This is a genomic window from Antarcticibacterium flavum, assembly GCF_006159205.1.
GTDB classification, from domain to species: domain Bacteria; phylum Bacteroidota; class Bacteroidia; order Flavobacteriales; family Flavobacteriaceae; genus Gillisia; species Gillisia flava.
Genome location: NZ_CP040812.1, coordinates 285258 through 304072, shown reverse-complemented (window position 1 = coordinate 304072; position 18815 = coordinate 285258). Strand labels below are relative to the sequence as shown.

Sequence of the window (18815 nt, the reverse complement as noted above, 5' to 3'; positions counted from 1 at the left end):
ATGTTTTTAAAGTATAAGGGCTGGTTGCTTGCAGGCTTAATATGCCTGTTTTGCTTAACCCTTGCTGCACAGGAGGCGGCAAGGGCAGATAGCATTATTGTCCAATATGAAAAAGGTGAGTACCAGGGAAATGAACTGGAGTTTCTTGATTCTATTGCTAAAAACCAGGAAGATCCCGATTTACTGTTAAAATATGCTGATTTGCTAATTGCGAAAGCCGCAGAGGATTCTATATACGACTATTTACACCGTGGCTATTTGCATAAAGGCAATGCAATGCAATTAAAGGGCAGTTACGCATCCTCCCTTAATGCCTTTTTTTCCAGCCTAAATTATGCCCACCTTACAAATAATCAAAGAGGGATTGGCCGTCTTAATATTTCCATTGCAGACACCTATTCAAAGAGTGGTAATGCCCAGACTTCTGAAGATTATTATAACCGCGGGATCGCTGTTCTAAGAACTGTAAATGATTCCATTTCCCTGGCAACGGCACTTTTAAATGCCGGGGAGGAATACATTCGCAGGGGGAAATTTGATGAAGCCATGGAGCATATTTCAGAGTCCGGGGAGATATTTGAACAAATAAATTATCCGCTGGGGACTGCGTATACTTTAGGGAACCTGGGGATGATCTATGCAGAACAAGGCAGGAATGAGCTCGCCAAAAGACATATTTATGAAGCTATAGATATCCTGGAAGAGCTGGAACATTATTATCCCATAGCAGAATATCATACTTATATGGCTGATATATATGCAAAACAAGAGGATTTCCCAACTGCCTTTGATTATGCGGAACGGGCGCTTGATGTGGCGACCAAATACGGGTTAAAGGATGAAATAGGACAGGCTAACCTAACCCTTGCAGACCTTTCTGAAGCTGCAGGAAGATTCCAAAATGCATATTATTATTTTAAGGATTATGTGACTTACAGGGACAGTGTGAAAAATCTGGAAACTATTCAGCAAATGGCAAATATGCGTACAGATTATGAAGTTTCCCAGAAACAGGTGGAGGTAGATCTTCTCGCCCAGCAAAGGCAGAACCAAAAGATAACAATGATATCCACCATTGTCGCACTTTTCCTCATTGCCCTTCTTGCCCTGGGCTTGTACAGACGCAATAAATACATTAACAAGATGAGCAGGGTGCTTGCCAGGGAAAAGAATAGATCTGACCACCTGCTGCGTAATATCCTTCCAGAGGAAACTGCAAGGGAACTTAAGGACCGCGGCAAAGTGAAATCACAGCGCTTTGACTCAGTTACCGTAATGTTCGCCGATTTCAAGGACTTTACCTACCATTCAGAATACCTGGAGCCGGAAGTACTGGTGGAAAGTGTAGATTATTATTTTACGAAATTTGATGAAGTAATAGAGAAATATGGGCTGGAAAAGATCAAAACGGTTGGAGATTGCTATATGTGCGCCGGCGGACTTCCTTTCCCATCTCAGGACCACACCCATAAAACCTTACTGGCCGCCCTGGAAATAGCAGATTTTGTTAAAAATGCAAAAGAGAACCAGACAAACGGGGAGGTAAGATTTGAAATTCGCATTGGTATGAACACCGGGCCTGTAGTAGCGGGAGTGGTGGGTAAAAAGAAATTTGCATATGATATTTGGGGAGACACCGTCAATATAGCATCCAGAATGGAAACCAGCAGTGAGGCCGGCCGCATAAATATTTCTGAAAATACTTACCAGTTGGTAAAGCATCATTTCGAATGTGAATACCGGGGAGAAGTAGAGGTAAAAGGCAATAAAACTATGAAGATGTATTACGTTACCAAACTAAAAGAGTTCGCCCGGAAACCAAAGATCGAACGAAAACCATCCATTGAACCGGCAAAACAGGGGCCAGAAATTTTCTCCAGACCGGCTTAGCCAATTTTTTCCCTACCTTCTTTATTTCGTGATCCTTATTTCATCCAGGATATTCCCTTCTGCATCTATTTGTTTCAGTTGTAATTCATTTCCCTTGGTTTCTATCATTGTAAAAGAATGCCGATTGGAAATGAGCTTTACTGTATAAGGTACCCAATTCTCAGGAGTGCCTTTTTGCCAGAGATCGGGTTCATCGGTAAGTTCAGGATCATACAGGGCTCCACCACCGGCACCGGTCACAACATAAATAATACCTTGAGCAGTAGTACTGGTTTTGCCATCAAAGCTCTCATCAAGGATAAAACTGCCATCCACACGGCCTTCTTCACTTATAAGATAACGGGTGCCTTCTTCATTTATGGCAGGTTCAAATTTTAAAGGAAGGGTACGCTGGTAATTATGTTCATGGGCTGCAAGAACCATATCCACCCCCAATTCTTCCAGCATAGGAGACAGTAGTCTCATAATTTGATAATTAAAATGAGTGGGGCTGGCATTAAACGCCGCGTGGTGGTAGGCAACCAATTTCCATTGGGCCTTACTTTTACCCAATTCATTCCTCATCCACTCCACAAGATCGGGATCCAGGGGTTTATATAATAATTGGCGTCCAGGCACACTAAATGAACATTTCCGTTCTCAAAAGCATAGTTAGAAATACCCGGAAATTGAGGAGAGGTATTTTTCTTGAAAGTCTTAATTCGTTCCCTGTCTCCCTGGGGTTCAATATGCAGTTTTGGCACCGGGGCGTTCCTGGGGAGGTCGCTGTAATAAAAGTAAGCAAGCCCGTCCTCATATTCATCCAGATCATAGCTATATACATCGTGATTGCCAAGTAGCATATAAAAAGGAATGGTCTTCAATAAAGGCGCTCCTTTTTCCGGAGATGCGACAGGGGAGAGGTAGTAAGGAAAGAAGCGGTGGCGGTATTCCAGTTCCCTGCCGTTATTATAAGCCATATCCCCCAATACCAGTACAAATTGAGGGTCCTGAAGGGAAATGCGATAGGCGATTGCAGCCTGCTCGGGGGTGCCGGCACCAATATCTGCAAAAACTGCAAATTTGCTTTGTGGCTTTTTCGTTCTGGTTTTAAAACTATTTTCTGATAGTATACTGTCCTCAAGAATAACCCGATAGGTATAACTTTGGTCAAATTTTAAACCTTTCAGGGTGGCGCGGTATAGACGGGAAGGTTTATTAAAGAAATCAAGGGTAACAGAAGATATTCTGGCTTTTTTTCCACGGTTAAAGGCAGTTCCTTCTGTATATTCCACTTTAAAATTTGATGGTTGATCATCAGTTTGCCATATCAAAACTTTTTCTTCCTTATTGAGGCCCGGTGCATTCCCAGGTTGTAAATAAGGTTGCACCAGGATCTCCTGCGCAAATCCCGGCTGGAAGAATATAAAAACAATAGCTGTTACAAATATCCTGAAGTGGGAAAGGAAAAGGAAGTTCTTTTGCCGAAAAAGGTTCATTCTGTGGAAGCTAAAAGTTTATATTAAGTTATTCTATTTTTCGGCATTTCTGCGAAATATTTTGCTCAAATTTTTCCCTGTTCTTTATCAAAGAGAAAAACTCCATCAAATAATTTTCCACCACCTGTGCTTCTTTAGGATCCAGATGCTCCTCAACGCTTCGCAAGCTCATAAGCAAAGCGGGTTCAAGTTCGATGTACTTTATTCTTACATATTCATTAACCTCCAGGTTCCTGCAGTATCCACGAAAATGTCTTTCCCTTACATTTTTTATAGGCATTGATTCTTTCACCACAGCATAGGGTGCATTGACCAGGCCTGTCATATCATAATCATATGGGATGGGTACTTTGATCTTTGACGGCAATAGTATGACCTTTACATTGTGCTGCATCACGCTGGACCAATCTGTATTCCCAATCATGTATTGAAACACATCCTGCATCGCCGCAATGCTGTCTTGCATAAATAATGGGTTTAATTGGAATCCCTCTAAAATTTTTCCGTTTGACCTTCTTGCGACTTCTTTATCGTCCTCTATTAAAAAAGCTTTAAGCTTATAGGTTTTGGAATTTTTTTCCTGTTATCTGTAAGGGTGAGATCCAACAGCCGGGTGTTGAAATTGTAAGGAGAAATTTCTTCATACAACTTATAACACAGGTATTCCTTAACAACAAGATCACTATTGCCACTGCTTGTGAGACAGGGCATCACCATTTTTAAATTTTTATTTCCCTCAAACAATGTCCCCTTTGCATCCCTCTTTTTTATTTTAATTTTAATGGGAGTGAAAAAGCAATTCTCCCTTCTAAACTTTCCACGGGCCCTTAAACTTACATTAATTGAATCCCAGGATGAAACATTACTCCTGTAGTAAAGTTGAGTTTGCTGGTAAACGGTATCATTTTTACTTTTCTTTATATCCCTAAAGGAAAATTCCAGCCGTGTTTCCAATGCGTCATTGGTCTGGAATAAAGCTGTTCGATCCTCAAGCTGAGCGGTAGCCGGATTTGCAAAGGCAAGAAAGCACAAGAATCCAAAACGTCTAAGGGTCCAATATAAAGCCGCTTCTCTCATCTAAAAACTATTAATTCAGTAATGATTTTTCTTGTGGGGGAGAGCTTTTTACAAAACCTGCTTATTCACAAATGAAGGAAAGAGATTGAGATCCTATCCAAGAAAAAGGAATACCAGGAAAAAGATCACCCCCAGGCCAAATCCAAGCATCAGGATCTTATATGCATAGCTTACATAATTAAACTTATACTTAAGGATTATCCCCTGGCAGTGCAGGTCTATGATCATATTCTTATATATCTCTTCCCGGGAAGCTAGTAGTTCCTCCATCTTATGAAGATATTCCTCCTGGGAATGGTTAGCAATCTCTCCAAAGAACAGGAGGCTTTGTTTATCCTGTAGTTTTTTGAGTTCTGGTTTTACAAATTTTGGATTGGCGGCAAGAATAGCAAATACTGCCGATGTAAGACAGGAAACCACAATAATGGAGATGGGGATCAAATTTTCCAGGTAGACATCCATCCTGTTCGATACTATGCCATATCCCGAAATGGCAACAATAGAGGAAATTATAAGGGTATTGATGCTTATCACCATATTGGCCTTATTATCTACTATTTGCCTTAAGCTTGTCTGGTTCCTGTAAGTGACCCTGAAGAGCGTTTCTCTCTCTTTATTGGACTTAAGTTTATTTTCTGTTTCTAAAATCATAGACAAAAATTTTTGGGATCTCTTTTTCGATCAATTCTTCATGCCTTTAATAACTATGTTTCCTGTACTGTTCTTTTGACAGGGATATTGAAACTCGCTTCTTAATTTTTTCGGATCCCGAATGGTGGCATAGAAATCATCCAGGTATTTAAGGGTTCTCTGGACATATTTCTCGTCAAGCAAAGTACTGGAGGTGTAAACTGCATAAATATCATCCTTAAGACTATCATATTTGGCGATTACAGCCTCAAAGTCTTCCATGTCCTCCAGGCAAAATCCCCGGTAGCGCCTTTGCAGGGTGGAATTGAGTCTTAATTCTTCAGCAGGATGTGCGTATGGTGCCCTTACGATCCCGGCGTGGTCAAAATCATAGGGCACTGTAACAGGAAGGGTTAGGCTGTCTTCAGCAATAAGTTTAATATTTTGGCGGTATTGAACAGACCAGTCTGTATTACCAATCAAATAATTAAAAACCGCCATATTAAGGAAGTCGTCGCGTTGCATGATCTCCGGCCTTAGCAGCATTCGCTTTATTGCTATCATATTATTTCGGGTAGCCATTTGATCCTCTTCCTCCAGCAGGAACCCGTAAAAAGGCCTTCTATCTTTTGCCCTCAACCCGGGATCATCCAGGTGTACCTCCAGGAGCCTAACCCTGAAACTTCTTGGAGACACCAGGTTATAGAGTTTATAGGCATAATATTCCTGCAGCACGTATTCATCCCCGCGACACGGTGTCACCAGTTTGATCTTATCCTGTCCCTCAAAAATGCTTTTGACGGTCTTCTTTTTTGCAAAATTGAGCAAAAGAGGAGGGAAGCTGCAATTTCCCTTAAGCCTTCTAAAATTGCCACGTTGTTTTATTTTAAGCGGAATGCTTATTTTATTTCCATTAGCTTCTGAATAGGATAGTTGGACCGGAAAATACTCAGGATCTTCCGGCCGGTCAGTTATAAGGCCCGATAATTCACCGCTAAGGGTAATCCTGATGATCTCTTCTGAATCAAAGAGGCCTTGAGGCTGTGCAGAACACATCGCTGAAACAAAAAAACCAAGGAAGAAACATATAAAACTTCTACATACCAATACCGGCCCATTTCCAGCAATGCTGATGGTTTTAAAAAAAGGATTAAATATATCCCGAAGACTCCCCATGGTTTTCGGCGTTTATACGAATGAGAAAATTTGTTTCTCTCATTCCCAAAATAAATAATGCAATACCTTCGGGGGATGATTAGGGTTTTTTGTTGAAGAATTATGTAGGGCAGGATCTGTTCCTTTAAACAGATTTAATCTTCTGACTCTAAATTACTTAAAAAAATCTTCGGTTCATAGGAAAGCGGGGAAAAAGTGAAATGGTAGAGAGAGATAATACTCAAGGATGGTTTTAAGACCTTATGCAACGGGCTTATAATATTCTAACCCGCCTGTTTATATTTCTCTTGCTTCGTGGGCCGGGGGGAGTTGGAATAATTATCCAGCTCCTCTATTTCATTTTTATAAGCACGGGGTAAGAGAAGTAATTTGAATAGGAAGTCCAGGTGCAGCCTTCGGCTTAATTTATATATTCCTACAAAAGGCAGTAGAAAGGAAAATTTTCTGAAGCTCATCATTTTTCCCACTGCTCCCGGGAATACCAGTTTTTGTGCCTCCAGGAGGATAAGGTACCTTGGGATTCCCAGGCTTTTTCTGTACTTTCCGAAGAGATCTTTTGTAAAATGACTATATTTTAAGTTGTTTTCCAAATGCTGTTCGCGCATTTCCACCCATTCATTGAAAGTATTGGGTAAACCCTCAAGACGCATTCCTGTTCCCACCCTGGTAAAAACCTCAAAAACCTCCTGCTTTTCCTTCAGGGTCATTTTTCTTTCAAGAAGTTCAAAGGACCTAATGGAATAATCAATAAGCATAAAGAGTACATCCCTGTAAGCCCAATCCGGGATCTTGCTACCACGCTTTATTTCCACGCTGGAATGGATAGCATTAATAGAATCTATTGCTTTTAAAGCCTCCTGTTCTTTTGAAAATACAATTGCCCTTGCATAGGAAACAGTAGAGAACAGCCTGCCCATAGGATCTGCAGGAAGACGGCCGGTAAAGTACAGCCAATCTACTGCCTTGTTCAGGGCAAACTCCGCGGCGGCACCGGCGAATATGAACAGAATAATGTCTGCCTTACCCCAAATTTCCCTGACTACTGAATCTTTTTCTACAAAATATCGCATAACTGTATCTTTAGCAATGGATCAAATAACATCCTATCGATTACTCTTTAATTACTTTTTCATTTAATGCTCTGACCTCAAATTTCCTGCCGACTCCTATTCGAATCCAAAGATCACAGGAAAAATAAAGGCTACGATCGCTGCCCAAACAATGTAAACAGGCAAAAACCTGGCAATGCTGCTTTCTACTCTTACGGCTTTCCTGTGATCCTTAAGTGCACTTAATTGATGATAGGTAACAATAAGCAGGTTGGTAAGGATAAGGAGGTTTCCTCCCAGCACCGCCAGGCGGTTTGGTGTGAACCCCCATTCAGATATCCTGAAGATGATAGCAGTAAGTGCGATCCCGTTCACTATAATAGTAACTATTGAAAGACCCAGCAGGGTGAGGGAACCTATCCTGCCATTTTGTTTCTTAAGTGTTTCAGCAATCGAAAAAAGGATGATTGCCATTACCCCAAGGAGCAACATATTAAATATAAGAAGGAATTCCCGGTCATTATAAGGATCCTTCCCGGTGTATATCACAGCGCCCAGGTATAACAGGAGCATTATTAACACTAGGGGAGTAAATACCTTTGCAATTACTGGTGAAACCTTGTTTACCAGGTGAGGATTGGTTTGGACCAGGAAAGCTCCAAGGATAGGTGCAGCAGCGGCTCCCCATATTGCTATGTAATTAAAATAAAAGCTCTCAATATCCAGGTCAATGAGATGGAATAATCCCAGGGTAATTCCGGTAAGGAGGCCTCCAGCGATTAAGATTATTGTAGTCATAACCACCAGGTCCCCATTAAACCTCAGGAACCCCAGGCGTTTTTCCAGATCCAATGGCGAATTTCCAAGAAAAGAAAAACCAAAAAGTGCCCAAAGGAGCAGCGGTAAATGAATACACGCCAGGATAAAAGTGTCACTATTGTCATCTCCGGGTAGGAAATTTATATAAATGGCTGAAATAAGAAAAACAGCAAATACAAGGATGATTTTCTTTACAGAGGCTTTCTGCATCCAGAGGAAGAATGCAGCAAGAGCGGGAAAGATGATGAATGCAATATTCCGCGGATAAAAATATTCGGGATCCAAATTTGCGAAATGAGGGATCTTTGCTATTGTTCCTGCAATAAGTGAAGCCACGATCACGAAGAGCAATTCTTTTCCCGAACCCCAGGAGATCTCTGCAGATTCATAAGAAAGTCTTTCATTCCAGAAGTCGGCAAGCGGCTCTCCCTTCAATTCCGGATATAAATTAGTGAATTCCTCGCGGAACCGGCTTTTATTAGTTCTGTACATGCTCTCCAGCTGGCCGGGATTTGCAGTCCTGATATTGGCTATCATATCTTGTTTCATGATCTTATTTTTTTTACAATTCTTTAAATCATTAATCCCACATAGTACCATCCAATCCAAGTACCACCCCCAGCCATAAAGTTATGACATATACCAGGATATCCAGGATTACAGCGGCAGTACGGTTGAAATCACGGGAACTTTGGTATTCCATAAAGGCATAAAAAGCCCCACCGGCTGCCCCGGCAAGAGGAGTAATAATTAATGGTCTTATTATCCAATACTGCCCCCATTCAGGTTTTGGATCGTCTACCCCGAATACGAAAAAGGAGATCACCAGCAAGGCGATACCTGCTCCTATAAGAACAGGTTTCATAATAGAGACCTGCCCTTTTTGCTCATTTGATAATTGATTTTCAAGTGTCATAATAAATTGGTTTTAAAGTTAATACTATGCTTTATTAGAAGTCAAAGTTTATTAGATAATTCAAAAGTACTTTGAAATACAAAGTTTGATTATAAAAAAATAGTGCTATTCTACTTTTGCGATTTTATAAGATTTTCCAGCGCGCTTAAATGCGCTTCAAATGCTTTTCTACCATTCACTGTAATTTCATATCGGGTATTTGGTTTTCGTTTTACAAAGCTTTTTTGAACCCCGATAAACTTCTCTTTTTCCAAAGCCTTCAAGTGGCTGGCGAGATTCCCGTCTGTCACATCAAGATATTCCTTAAGTGCATTGAAATCCAGGGTCTCATTAACTGCGAGGGCAGACATGATGCCCAGCCTCACCCTGCTTTCAAAGGCTTTATGTAGATCTTCAATGATCGTTTTCATTTCGCGTACTTCAGGTGCATATATATCCCATACCCTATATGCATCCCTCCAAATCCAAAAGCCCAGAATAAAAGTCCGTAGCCCAGGAAATAAGAAGCGGCCAGTCCCAGGATCACCTGGATAAGGCCCAGTGATTTCAATTCCTCATAGGTGAAATTCCCTGCATTAAGAAGAGCCAGCCCATAAAAAAGAAGGGTAACCGGGGCGGTAAAAATAAACAACCCTTTGGAAATAAGTATAAGCACGAAAATACCGCCTGCTGCCAGGGGTATAGTCAAATTGATCACCACCCTGCGGGCCGCAGCATTCCATAGTTTTTTATTATCTTTTTGTGACTTCTTCCAGGAAAGATAAATTGCAGTACCCACGGCCAGGACAAGAACCCCCACGGCCAGCAGGATAAGGTTGACCAGGTTTCCCTGTACCTCCTGCATATCTATTGTATTGTATACGCTTCCCGAAGCATCGAGGTAAAAGAACCTGTAAGCAATGAAAGCACCTACCAGGGCATATATCCCGGCCATAATTCCAGACCAACCTGTGAGCGATAAGAACCTGCTGGAGCGTTCCATCATAGAACGTATCTCGGTAAGGTCCCTCATGTATTCCTGTTCAGATTTCATAGAAAGTACTTTGAGTTTCAAAGTTAATAAAGTTTTTCTTTGGTTTGACGTGGAAGGGTGAAAAAAAGTAGTGAGTAGTGAGTAGTGAGTAGTGAGAATTGAGTAGTGAGAATTGAGTAGTGAGAATTGAGTAGTGAGAATTGAGAATTGAGAATTAAGCTTCTTGCTATGGTCACCCTGGACTTGGTTCGGGGTCTAATGGGTTAGTCCCTTCCCTTAAAAACCCTGGAATCCTTCAGAAATATAATCTTTATACAAATCTCCTTTTTCGATGAAACATTTCAGTACCCCAAATAACAAATCCCCCAAGAAGATACATCCCCAGATCTTCATAGGAAAATGTATTTCCCAGGATGGTCTTTGCAAGGGCTGAATCTTGGAATTCCAGGAATTTAATCAAATTGAAATATTGCAATACCTCTACAACAAAGGCTATACCGAGTACCAGGAGGATTGCTGAATTAACCCCCATCCTGAGAAAAGTCCTTACAAAGCAATAAATTAGAATGACCACAAGCATATCACCTAAATAAGGCCGGATGATCCTGTCATTTACATAAACTGCAATGATGATCTCAATTGTGAGGAAAAGTATGGTGAGAAGGAAATAAACGGGATGAAATCTTAGCATTTTTGGGGGATGTATCACTGGGGTAGGAGAGTACTATTTTCTCGGTGGGTTGTTATCGTAAAATCAATCGGTCAACAAGAACAGAAGAAAAGAATTCCACTCCAAATTTGATGCTCTCCTCATCCACATTAAAATCGGGAGCATGCGGCATGGAGATTACTCCGGACTCATAATTTGCACCACCCAAAAAATAATACACGCCCGGCACCTCTTGTTGAAAATAGGCAAAATCATCGCCACGACCCTGGGGAACCACCCCATAAACCGGCACCACACTTTCTTTTCCATAGATATCCGCAAGTAATTCCAGGGTCTTAAAGGTTAGTTCCTCATCGTTATTGACTGTAATTTTTTCATAAGTATATACCACCTCCTCAAGGAGTGAGGAGTATGGGGATTCCAAAATTTTCTGTCTCACTTTGCCGGGTAGTGAATCCATCAATTTCTTATCACTGGTATTGATCAAAGTGCTCATCGTAATATTTTCAGCCGATTCTCTTATATTGAAGTTTTCGCTTACGGTAAGGAAATTTGTAAAAACCGTTGCAGGGCTTTCCAGGCCGGCCTCCGGATCTTCCAGGTTTCTGAAATCCCAGAACTTACTATCTGCCTCTACATTCTGAAAGCCTGAAACCATTTCTTTAATATCTTCAATTAAGGCATCCTTCTTACCTTCATTTTTAAAGGTGATCTTCAGGCTATTTAAATGAGAATAAACAGATCCTGACTTGGTTGCCACAGTTCCCGCCGGCCATGGGCTTATATGCAGCCCATAGATTTCCTGTGGATCTATCTTTTTGAATAACCCATTATTGATCATAGCCTTTGCTCCCTCATAGTTTTCTTCTGAAGGCTGAAAGATAAAATAAACCGTTCCCTGCAACTCCTGCTTTAGTTGTGACAGCACATTGGCTATTCCAAGCCCAACGGCGGTATGTACATCGTGGCCGCAAATATGTCTTACGCCTTCAATTTCTGAAGCAAAATCCACTACATCGGGTTCTTCTGAAGGCATCGCATCCATATCTGCCCGCCAGGCGATCCTTTTCCCGGGTTTTCCCCCCTGTAGGATCCCCACCACGCCATAGCCTCCTATATTTGTATGTACCTCCAGTCCCAGGTCTTTCAGGTAATCGGCTACTTTTGCTGAAGTTTTTTCCTCCTTTCCCGAAACCTCCGGATACCTATGAAGGTCTCTGCGCACTTCTACCAGATCATTAAAAATGGCTTCTGAATGTTGTTGCACTCTTTGATGAAGATCTTCAGCCTGTTGAGCTGATGTTTGTAATGCCGATATAATTAAGATTAACATAATTGCAGATTTATATCTTTTGATGAAGAACATTTGATGAAAATGAATTGGTTGATAAAGTGGGAAATGAAGATACATTAATAATTTTAAAAACCTATTGACAGGCTGGCTGAGGCGTATATTTAGGTTCCAATGCCTTCAATCACCTAATAATAACGAAAAATAAAATTGTCCCGTTAGGGACTACATATGGGTAGCATGGTAAAAAACCCCGTGCCTTTAGGTACGGCATATGGATACCTGGTTTATATGCTGTACCTAAAGGCACAGGTCTGGCTCTGGATAAATTTTTCTACCTGTATATAGTCCCTACGGGACAAATGAATGGTACTGAATGCAGGAATTTTGACTTTGAACCTGCACGTACTGTAAATTAGGTGCAGTGTGAGGATAATTCTCAGTATAAGGCGCTAGATGCTGAAACAAGTCCAGCATGACGTGATGATATATTTAAAGGAATTCTCGCCACCGTTACCCTGAATCGGTTTCAGGGTCTAATGGGTTAGAAAAAAGGAATAGGCGAGGAGGGGACCACTCAATGCCTCCCGGTACTACCTTCGCGTAATCCGCTAAAATCCGCGGAATCCCTGCTCCAGGATATCCGCTAAATTCCGTGAAATCCTATAATTTCAATTCCCTTTCCAGCACCTCTGTATATTCGGAATCAATAATTTGTGTGTCGATCACGAATTCATCTTTTTCCGTTTTAAGAATAATGTCTCCGGCGTATTTTTTAATCTGAAGCACGTTATCCAGGCTCACCTTTTCAGGAAACAATTTGTTTTTTATCAGGCTGTCGTTGTTTATGGTGATGTATTTCTTTTGCCTTTCAAAAAGATAAACTCCAAAAGTAAACACACCGCCCGCAATGAGGCCTGCACCGGCAGAACTTCCATACATTTCACCCGCCCCGTTATATACGGCAAAAATGATCAATAGAATTACTCCGATTGCAATAAAGTATATCGCCTGTTTAATATGGGAATTTAACCTTTGGTTGGAATAGGGGATTTTTAACATTCTTAAAGATCATTTCCAAAAGATTATTCACTTCACATAAAATTACAATTAATTTTTCTCCCTCGCAGCCTTAAACTCACTCCCTTCATACCACTTAGGAAAGTAATCCTCATTGGCCAATTTTAAGCCTATCTCATAGAACAACTGCAGGTCCTCGCGTACGCCACTAAGCTCGGTGGTTTCAGGGTCGTATTCATCTGATGGCTGGTGGTAGCGGTTGGCGCTGTATTCGTCGTTCATCGCTTTTACTTCCCCGGCGCTCATATCAAAACCTTCGTGGGAGCCGGAGGCGTAGAGGGCTGGGATACCTATTTTGGCGAAATTGAAATGGTCGCTGCGGTAGAAGAAGCCTTTTTCTGCTTCAGGATCGGGGATGATGTAACGGTCCTGTTTTTCAGCAGCTTCTTTGGCATATTCATCCATTTCAGAATGTCCGAAGCCGGTGATGGTAAGGTCTTTCATCTTTCCGGGGCTTTGCAGTGCATCTATGTTGATCACGGCAACAGTCTTTTCCGGAGGGAATATCGGATTTTCAGCATAATAAGCAGAACCCAGCAGCCCCTGTTCCTCGGCTGTCACGGCGATAAAGGCAATGGAACGCTTTGGCTGTTCCCCTTTCTTAAAGGCTTCAGCAATAGCGATCAAAGCCGCTGTTCCAGAGGCGTTATCCACCGCCCCGTTATAAATGGAATCCCCCTCAATGGGCCTACCAATCCCCAGGTGGTCCCAGTGGGCGGTGTAGAAGATATACTCGTCCTTTCTTTCAGATCCTTCCACTACGGCTATCACATTTTTGGAGGTATTGCGGTCTATTTCATTGGTGATACTTACACTGGCATTTATTCCCATTGGGGTGGCCTTAAAACCATCGCTTAATGCCAGCTCGTTATAATTCTTATTCTCCAGGGTGGAGGCTTCAAAAAGTTTTTCTGCTGCTTCCCGGGTTACCCAGCCCTGCACATCGGCCACCGGGGCATCGCTTTCCAGGTTTAGCTGCGCGCCGGTCCAACCGGACTGTACCACATTCCAGCCGTAAGATGCGGGTTCGGTCTCGTGGATGATGATCACCCCGGCGGCACCCTGTCTTCCTGCTTCTTCATATTTATAGGTCCAGCGGCCGTAATAGGTCATCTCATTACCTTTGAATAGAGTACTGTCGCCGGTTGCAAATCCCGGGTCGTTCACCAGCACCACTGCGGTCTTTCCTTCCCAGTCCACGCCTTCATAATCATTCCAGCCGTATTCCGGTGCCACAATTCCGTACCCGGCAAACACCAGTTCGCTATTCTCCAGACTTACCTCTTCCTCGGGTTTTAGGGTGAGGGCAACGAACTCCTCAAAAAATTCCAGGTCAAACTCCGTTCCCTGCCCGGAGATCTTCATAGTTTCTGAAGGGGTGCCGGTGATCTCCACCAGCGGAACTTCCTGAAAATAACTGTCGCCATTCCCGGGGGAGACTCCCAGTTTTGAGAATTCCTCCTGCAGGTAATTCACTGTTTTTTCCTCGCCTTCAGTAAAAGGCATCCTGCCCATAAAATCATCTGAAGCTAAAGTCTCTATGTGCCGCGCCAGGGTTTCCTGGTCTACCTGCACAGCAGTAGTGTCTTTGTTATTATTTTCATTGGAATTGCAACTAAAGCCCAGGGCCAGGAGGGAGGCTGCGAGATATTTTTTCATGATGGGAAATTTAAATTATAATCAGTTTTTTAAGGTTCTGCTAGTGATATTGCGTGAACCGGAGCTCTAAAGTATTGAATTTTTTGGAAAACCTATGGATAGTATTGAGAATTGAGTATTGAGTAGTGAGAAAAAAGTCATTAGCCGTTATCTTTTTGATTGTGCTCTATGATTACGAATTTCATTTTCCCGATTCTAATGGAGTCTAACCACGGAGTTTCACGGAGTTAGGCATGGAGGACACAGAGTTAATATAAAAACTCCGTGAAACTCCATTTTAACCTCCAGTAACTCCGTGGTTAAACAGAAATTATTCTCGAAAAAACCCTGAATTATTCTCGCCTGAAAAATCAAACACCAAACACCAAACAACAAACAACAAACAAATCCCAAGCACCAAATTCTAAATTCCAAACAAAAAACGGTAAACAGCAAACAGAAAACAGCAAACCCTCTAACAACTAACAACTACTTAAAACGCTGATGGAAAACCTTATTTTCCTTCTTTACCGGTGTAGAAGATTCTGTCTATGTTCCAGATTCCAGTAGCGCAGCGTTCCAGGCACTCTTTAAGAACCCACATATACATTTGTCCTATAATTTATATTATGTAAAATAGAATTTATATTAAAAAGAAAGCTCCTCCAATAATATCCCCCGCTCAATTCTCTTCTCTCAATTCTCTTCTCTCTAATCTCTTCTCTCTATTCTGTAATCCCAGAAAGCATCTAGTCTCTTGGGTCTTGGGTCTTGGGTCTTGGGTCTTGTCTCTTGGGTCTTGGGTCTTGTCTCTTGTTTCTTACATTACCACTCCTTATTCAATCATTCTCCCGGTAATCTCTTCACATTACCTCTATATGAGATTGTTTGTCTTTGAGTTGTTTGAACATTGGTATTTGCACTGCCATCAGGATAAACTGTAATAACAAATCGCAGTTGATCCTGGTCCTGTTTTCCATCGAACCTTATTTCAAGTTGGCGTTTCTGTCTTTCAGTAACACTAAAATTCTTTGCGGGGCCTTTATATGCAATTCCGCCTTCTATGTTATTGAATCCGCCACCGCCAAACCTTTCCCCAAAATATGGCAGAAAAATGTCAACGCTGTCATTCTTAACCCTTATGTAATTAGGATTCCCTATAAGGTCTATCATCCCGCCACCCATTGGCAAGGCCCAAATATGTTCTATTTCAAATGCCTTATTGTCGATCGCCTCCCGCAATTGATCGTAGTTGGTTATATTGCGTGTATTTGTGCTCCCGCAGGATAAAAACAGCAATACAGCCGTGGCAAGTAACCAAAAATAACAAATCTTTCCTGCTGCCCTCATATTGTTTAACCTTGTGATAAAGAAATTTAATGATTTTAAATTACGAAAATTTGGTGAGATACCGTTGGTTTTGGGAGATTAGCTTGAGGCACCAGCTTAAGGGAAATTTCATCATAAACTTTTCCTCAAAATATTCTTAAAACTTAGCTAAGAAAGGCCTAATTACTTTGTGCCTTCAGCTCAAATTGCCTTATTTGTGATGAATTAAAATTTAAATATATGGATGCCAGATTTCAGTATGTAAAATTAGACCGAAGCGAGAGTCTAGAAGAATTTACCCAAAAGAAACTTGATAAACTTGAAAACCGATACGACTGGCTCATTAGTGCTGAAGTGAAGTTCAAGAAGCACGAGCCCGAGGAACCAAAAGGTTATATATGCAACATCAATTTAAGTGGTCCCGGCCCTCTTGTGTTTGCCGAGTCCAATGAGGAATCATTCGAAGCTGCGGCCGCAGAGACTATTAAGGACCTGGAGAAGCAGCTGGAGAAACGTAAAGGACAAATGAAGGCTTATTAACCTGCTTTTATATATGGTAGCAAAAAACCCTTCCAGGATTTTCCGGGAAGGGTTTTTTAGTCAAGTAAAAGATGGCTAATTCCTACTTGATCTGGCTTCTCTCATTATCGGTAACAGTATTCTTATTTACCGCATCAACTTCTTCATTGGTAAGCCTTGCTTTAAATTCGTTTATTATTCCACCTTTGAGTAAAATTTGAATTTGCCTGTCGCTCATAGAGTGCTTAGTTTCTATAACCTCTGTAGTACCGGGGCTGTTCTTTTTTTCGATCTTGACCCGTATATTTTTCCTGTTCTTCACATCTTCCCTAAGATTGGAGAATTTTACAATATCCCCCTGCTCTATCTTATCAAAATCCTTAATGTCAATAAATTCCAGTGGCAGGATCCCAAAGTTCACCAGGTTTTGCCATGCGATACGGGCATAGGAATTGGCTATTACCGCGATTTGTCCTAAATATTTTGGTGCCAGCGCCGCATGTTCCCGGCTGGATCCCTGGGCATAATTATCCTTTGCAACTACAATATGGCCACCATATTCCTGCTCTGTTTTTTGAGCCCGGTCATAAAAAGTATTGTCTATTACAGAATATGAGAATTTACTTATTTCCGGCAAATTACTTCTAAATGGCAATACCTCTGCCCCTGCCCTCAGGATCTCATCTGTAGAGATATTATCTCCCATTTTAAGGAGTACAGGAACTTCACAATTATCTTTCAGGGGTTCTATTTCCGGCAGGGTTTTGATATTTGGGCCTCTTTTTAGCGTCACCTGTGAACCATCTTCTGGTGGTGCAACGAGCATATCTGTATGTATGATCTGTAATTCCGGTTCCTCAAATTGAGGATATGTCATATCGTATAATTTCTCCAGGTCCCGGGGATCTGTGATCTTTCCTGTAAGTGCAGATGCTGCTGCGGTCTCGGGGCTGCACAGGTAAACCTGGTCATCCTCTGTCCCGCTACGGCTTGGAAAATTACGCGGCATGGTTCGTAAACTTATGGTATTGGAAGCGGGCGCCTGTCCCATTCCTATACACCCCATACAACCGGACTGGTGATATCTTGCCCCGGCAGTAATTAGGTTTCCAAAGGCACCATTCTCTATCATGTTTTGAATAATTTGCCTGGAGGTAGGATTGATATCAAAAGAAACATTATTATGTGCACTTTTACCCTTTACAATTGCACCGGCTATCCAAAAATCCCTCAAACCGGGGTTGGCAGAGGAGCCTATGACCACCTGGCTTATTTCCTTACCTGCAACTTCACTCACGGGAACTACATTCCCGGGACTTGTAGGTTTCGCAATTAATGGAACCAGGTCATCCAGCACTATTTCATCGTGTTCTTCATATTCACAGCCTTCGTCCGGCAGGATCTCTCTCCAGTCCTCTTCCCTGCCCTGTTGTTTCAGGAATCTTCTTGTTTCCTCGTCACTTGGGAATACAGTAGTGGTAGCTCCCAGCTCTGCCCCCATATTTGCGATGACGTGGCGATCCATGGCGCTAAGATTATCAAGGCCGTCGCCGTAATATTCAATTATCTTTCCTACTCCTCCCTTTACATCGTATCTACGAAGCATTTCCAGGATAACATCCTTGGCGCTAACCCAGGCGGGTAATTTCCCGGTTAGCTTTACTCCCATCACCTTAGGCATCTTCACAAAATAAGGTTGCCCTGCGATGGCGGCTGCCACATCCAGTCCTCCTGTACCAATTGCAAGCATTCCTAAAGAACCTGCAGCGGGGGTGTGACTGTCACTTCCCACCATGGTCTTTCCGGGTTTTCCAAATCGTTCCATATGCACGGGATGGCTCACCCCATTTCCCGGCCTGCTGTACCATAAGCCAAATTTTTGCGAAGCAGAGAGCAGGAAAGCGTGATCATCTGCATTCTTAAAATCTGTTTGCAGCAGGTTGTGATCCACATACTGCACCGCAACCTCTGTCTTTGCTTTTTTAAGGTTCATTGCCTCCAGTTCAAGTTGCACAAGTGTTCCTGTTGCATCCTGTAGCAGAGCCTGGTCTATTTTTATTCCTATTTCTTTTCCCGGGGTCATTTCCCCTTCCAAAAGGTGTTCTTTAATTAATTTTTGAGTAACATTCAATGCTGGCATAGTTTGTTCTTTTATGCTTTAAATTATAATTTTTAAATTGATTAGCCGGAGTGTTTAACAATATCTTATACTCTCCTCCCCGCTTAAAATCCTATTTTTATTGGGTAATTAAATTAGAAAACCGCAAATAAACCAATGAA

The 18815-nt window shown here is 41.9% G+C and carries 19 protein-coding genes; 2 read left to right on the top strand and 17 right to left on the bottom strand.

Features of this window, described 5'->3' with window-relative positions; translation table 11 throughout:
• Positions 1–1890, top strand: coding sequence for an adenylate/guanylate cyclase domain-containing protein (locus FHG64_RS01380; RefSeq protein ID WP_139064730.1), 1890 nt, complete (start codon positions 1–3; stop codon positions 1888–1890).
• A gap of 21 nt (positions 1891–1911) precedes the next feature.
• Here FHG64_RS01380 and FHG64_RS01375 read toward each other — a convergent pair whose 3' ends face one another.
• The 16 genes from FHG64_RS01375 to FHG64_RS01300 all read right to left on the bottom strand — a co-directional run bounded on the left by FHG64_RS01375 (position 1912) and on the right by FHG64_RS01300 (position 16037).
• A complete protein-coding gene (locus tag FHG64_RS01375; protein ID WP_139064729.1) occupies positions 1912–2508 on the bottom strand; it encodes a metallophosphoesterase in 597 nt (198 codons plus the stop codon).
• Complete coding sequence (locus tag FHG64_RS01370; protein ID WP_139064728.1) at positions 2451–3368, bottom strand: purple acid phosphatase family protein; 918 nt, start codon at positions 3366–3368, stop codon at positions 2451–2453. The genes FHG64_RS01375 and FHG64_RS01370 overlap by 58 nt, the downstream gene beginning before the upstream one ends.
• Before the next feature lie 28 nt (positions 3369–3396).
• Positions 3397–3834: a hypothetical protein gene (locus FHG64_RS01365; RefSeq protein ID WP_139064727.1), complete on the bottom strand. Its 438-nt coding sequence runs from the start codon at positions 3832–3834 to the stop codon at positions 3397–3399.
• Between the two features lie 74 nt (positions 3835–3908).
• The gene (locus FHG64_RS01360) at positions 3909–4445 is read right to left on the bottom strand and encodes a hypothetical protein (RefSeq protein WP_139064726.1); all 537 of its coding nucleotides are present in this window, start codon (positions 4443–4445) and stop codon (positions 3909–3911) included.
• 93 nt (positions 4446–4538) lie between these two features.
• Positions 4539–5096 (bottom strand): Pycsar system effector family protein, encoded by a 558-nt coding sequence (locus tag FHG64_RS01355; protein ID WP_139064725.1) that lies wholly within the window; start codon positions 5094–5096, stop codon positions 4539–4541.
• Positions 5097–5126: 30 nt separating this feature from the next.
• Complete coding sequence (locus FHG64_RS01350) at positions 5127–6251, bottom strand: hypothetical protein (protein WP_139064724.1); 1125 nt, start codon at positions 6249–6251, stop codon at positions 5127–5129.
• A gap of 263 nt (positions 6252–6514) precedes the next feature.
• Positions 6515–7321, bottom strand: a complete 807-nt coding sequence (locus FHG64_RS01345) for an oxygenase MpaB family protein (protein WP_139064723.1) — start codon at positions 7319–7321, stop codon at positions 6515–6517.
• Between the two features lie 96 nt (positions 7322–7417).
• Complete coding sequence (locus FHG64_RS01340) at positions 7418–8668, bottom strand: DUF4153 domain-containing protein (RefSeq protein WP_139064722.1); 1251 nt, start codon at positions 8666–8668, stop codon at positions 7418–7420.
• Between the two features lie 31 nt (positions 8669–8699).
• A complete protein-coding gene (locus tag FHG64_RS01335; RefSeq protein ID WP_139064721.1) occupies positions 8700–9035 on the bottom strand; it encodes a potassium transporter KefB in 336 nt (111 codons plus the stop codon).
• A 110-nt stretch (positions 9036–9145) separates the two neighbouring features.
• Positions 9146–9445 (bottom strand): winged helix-turn-helix domain-containing protein, encoded by a 300-nt coding sequence (locus FHG64_RS01330; RefSeq protein WP_139064720.1) that lies wholly within the window; start codon positions 9443–9445, stop codon positions 9146–9148.
• Positions 9442–10089 carry a hypothetical protein gene (locus FHG64_RS01325; RefSeq protein WP_246054236.1) on the bottom strand — a complete coding sequence of 216 codons (648 nt, stop codon included), beginning with the start codon at positions 10087–10089 and terminating at the stop codon, positions 9442–9444. The genes FHG64_RS01330 and FHG64_RS01325 overlap by 4 nt, the downstream gene beginning before the upstream one ends.
• A 229-nt stretch (positions 10090–10318) precedes the next feature.
• Complete coding sequence (locus FHG64_RS01320) at positions 10319–10699, bottom strand: ribosomal maturation YjgA family protein (protein WP_139064719.1); 381 nt, start codon at positions 10697–10699, stop codon at positions 10319–10321.
• 52 nt (positions 10700–10751) lie between these two features.
• Complete coding sequence (locus FHG64_RS01315) at positions 10752–12011, bottom strand: M20 metallopeptidase family protein (RefSeq protein ID WP_168191295.1); 1260 nt, start codon at positions 12009–12011, stop codon at positions 10752–10754.
• Positions 12012–12632: 621 nt separating this feature from the next.
• Positions 12633–13031, bottom strand: a complete 399-nt coding sequence (locus FHG64_RS01310; RefSeq protein WP_139064717.1) for a hypothetical protein — start codon at positions 13029–13031, stop codon at positions 12633–12635.
• A gap of 48 nt (positions 13032–13079) precedes the next feature.
• On the bottom strand, positions 13080–14708 hold the full coding sequence (locus tag FHG64_RS01305; protein WP_139064716.1) for a M28 family metallopeptidase: 1629 nt from the start codon (positions 14706–14708) through the stop codon (positions 13080–13082).
• Between the two features lie 822 nt (positions 14709–15530).
• Complete coding sequence (locus FHG64_RS01300; protein ID WP_139064715.1) at positions 15531–16037, bottom strand: DUF4251 domain-containing protein; 507 nt, start codon at positions 16035–16037, stop codon at positions 15531–15533.
• A 219-nt stretch (positions 16038–16256) separates the two neighbouring features.
• Between FHG64_RS01300 and FHG64_RS01295 the strand changes: the two genes are divergently transcribed.
• Positions 16257–16556 (top strand): HPF/RaiA family ribosome-associated protein, encoded by a 300-nt coding sequence (locus tag FHG64_RS01295; protein ID WP_139064714.1) that lies wholly within the window; start codon positions 16257–16259, stop codon positions 16554–16556.
• An 82-nt stretch (positions 16557–16638) separates the two neighbouring features.
• Here the strand turns inward: FHG64_RS01295 and FHG64_RS01290 are convergent, their stop codons facing one another.
• Positions 16639–18675, bottom strand: coding sequence for an aconitate hydratase (locus FHG64_RS01290; protein ID WP_139064713.1), 2037 nt, complete (start codon positions 18673–18675; stop codon positions 16639–16641).
• Between the last annotated feature and the right edge of the window lie 140 nt (positions 18676–18815).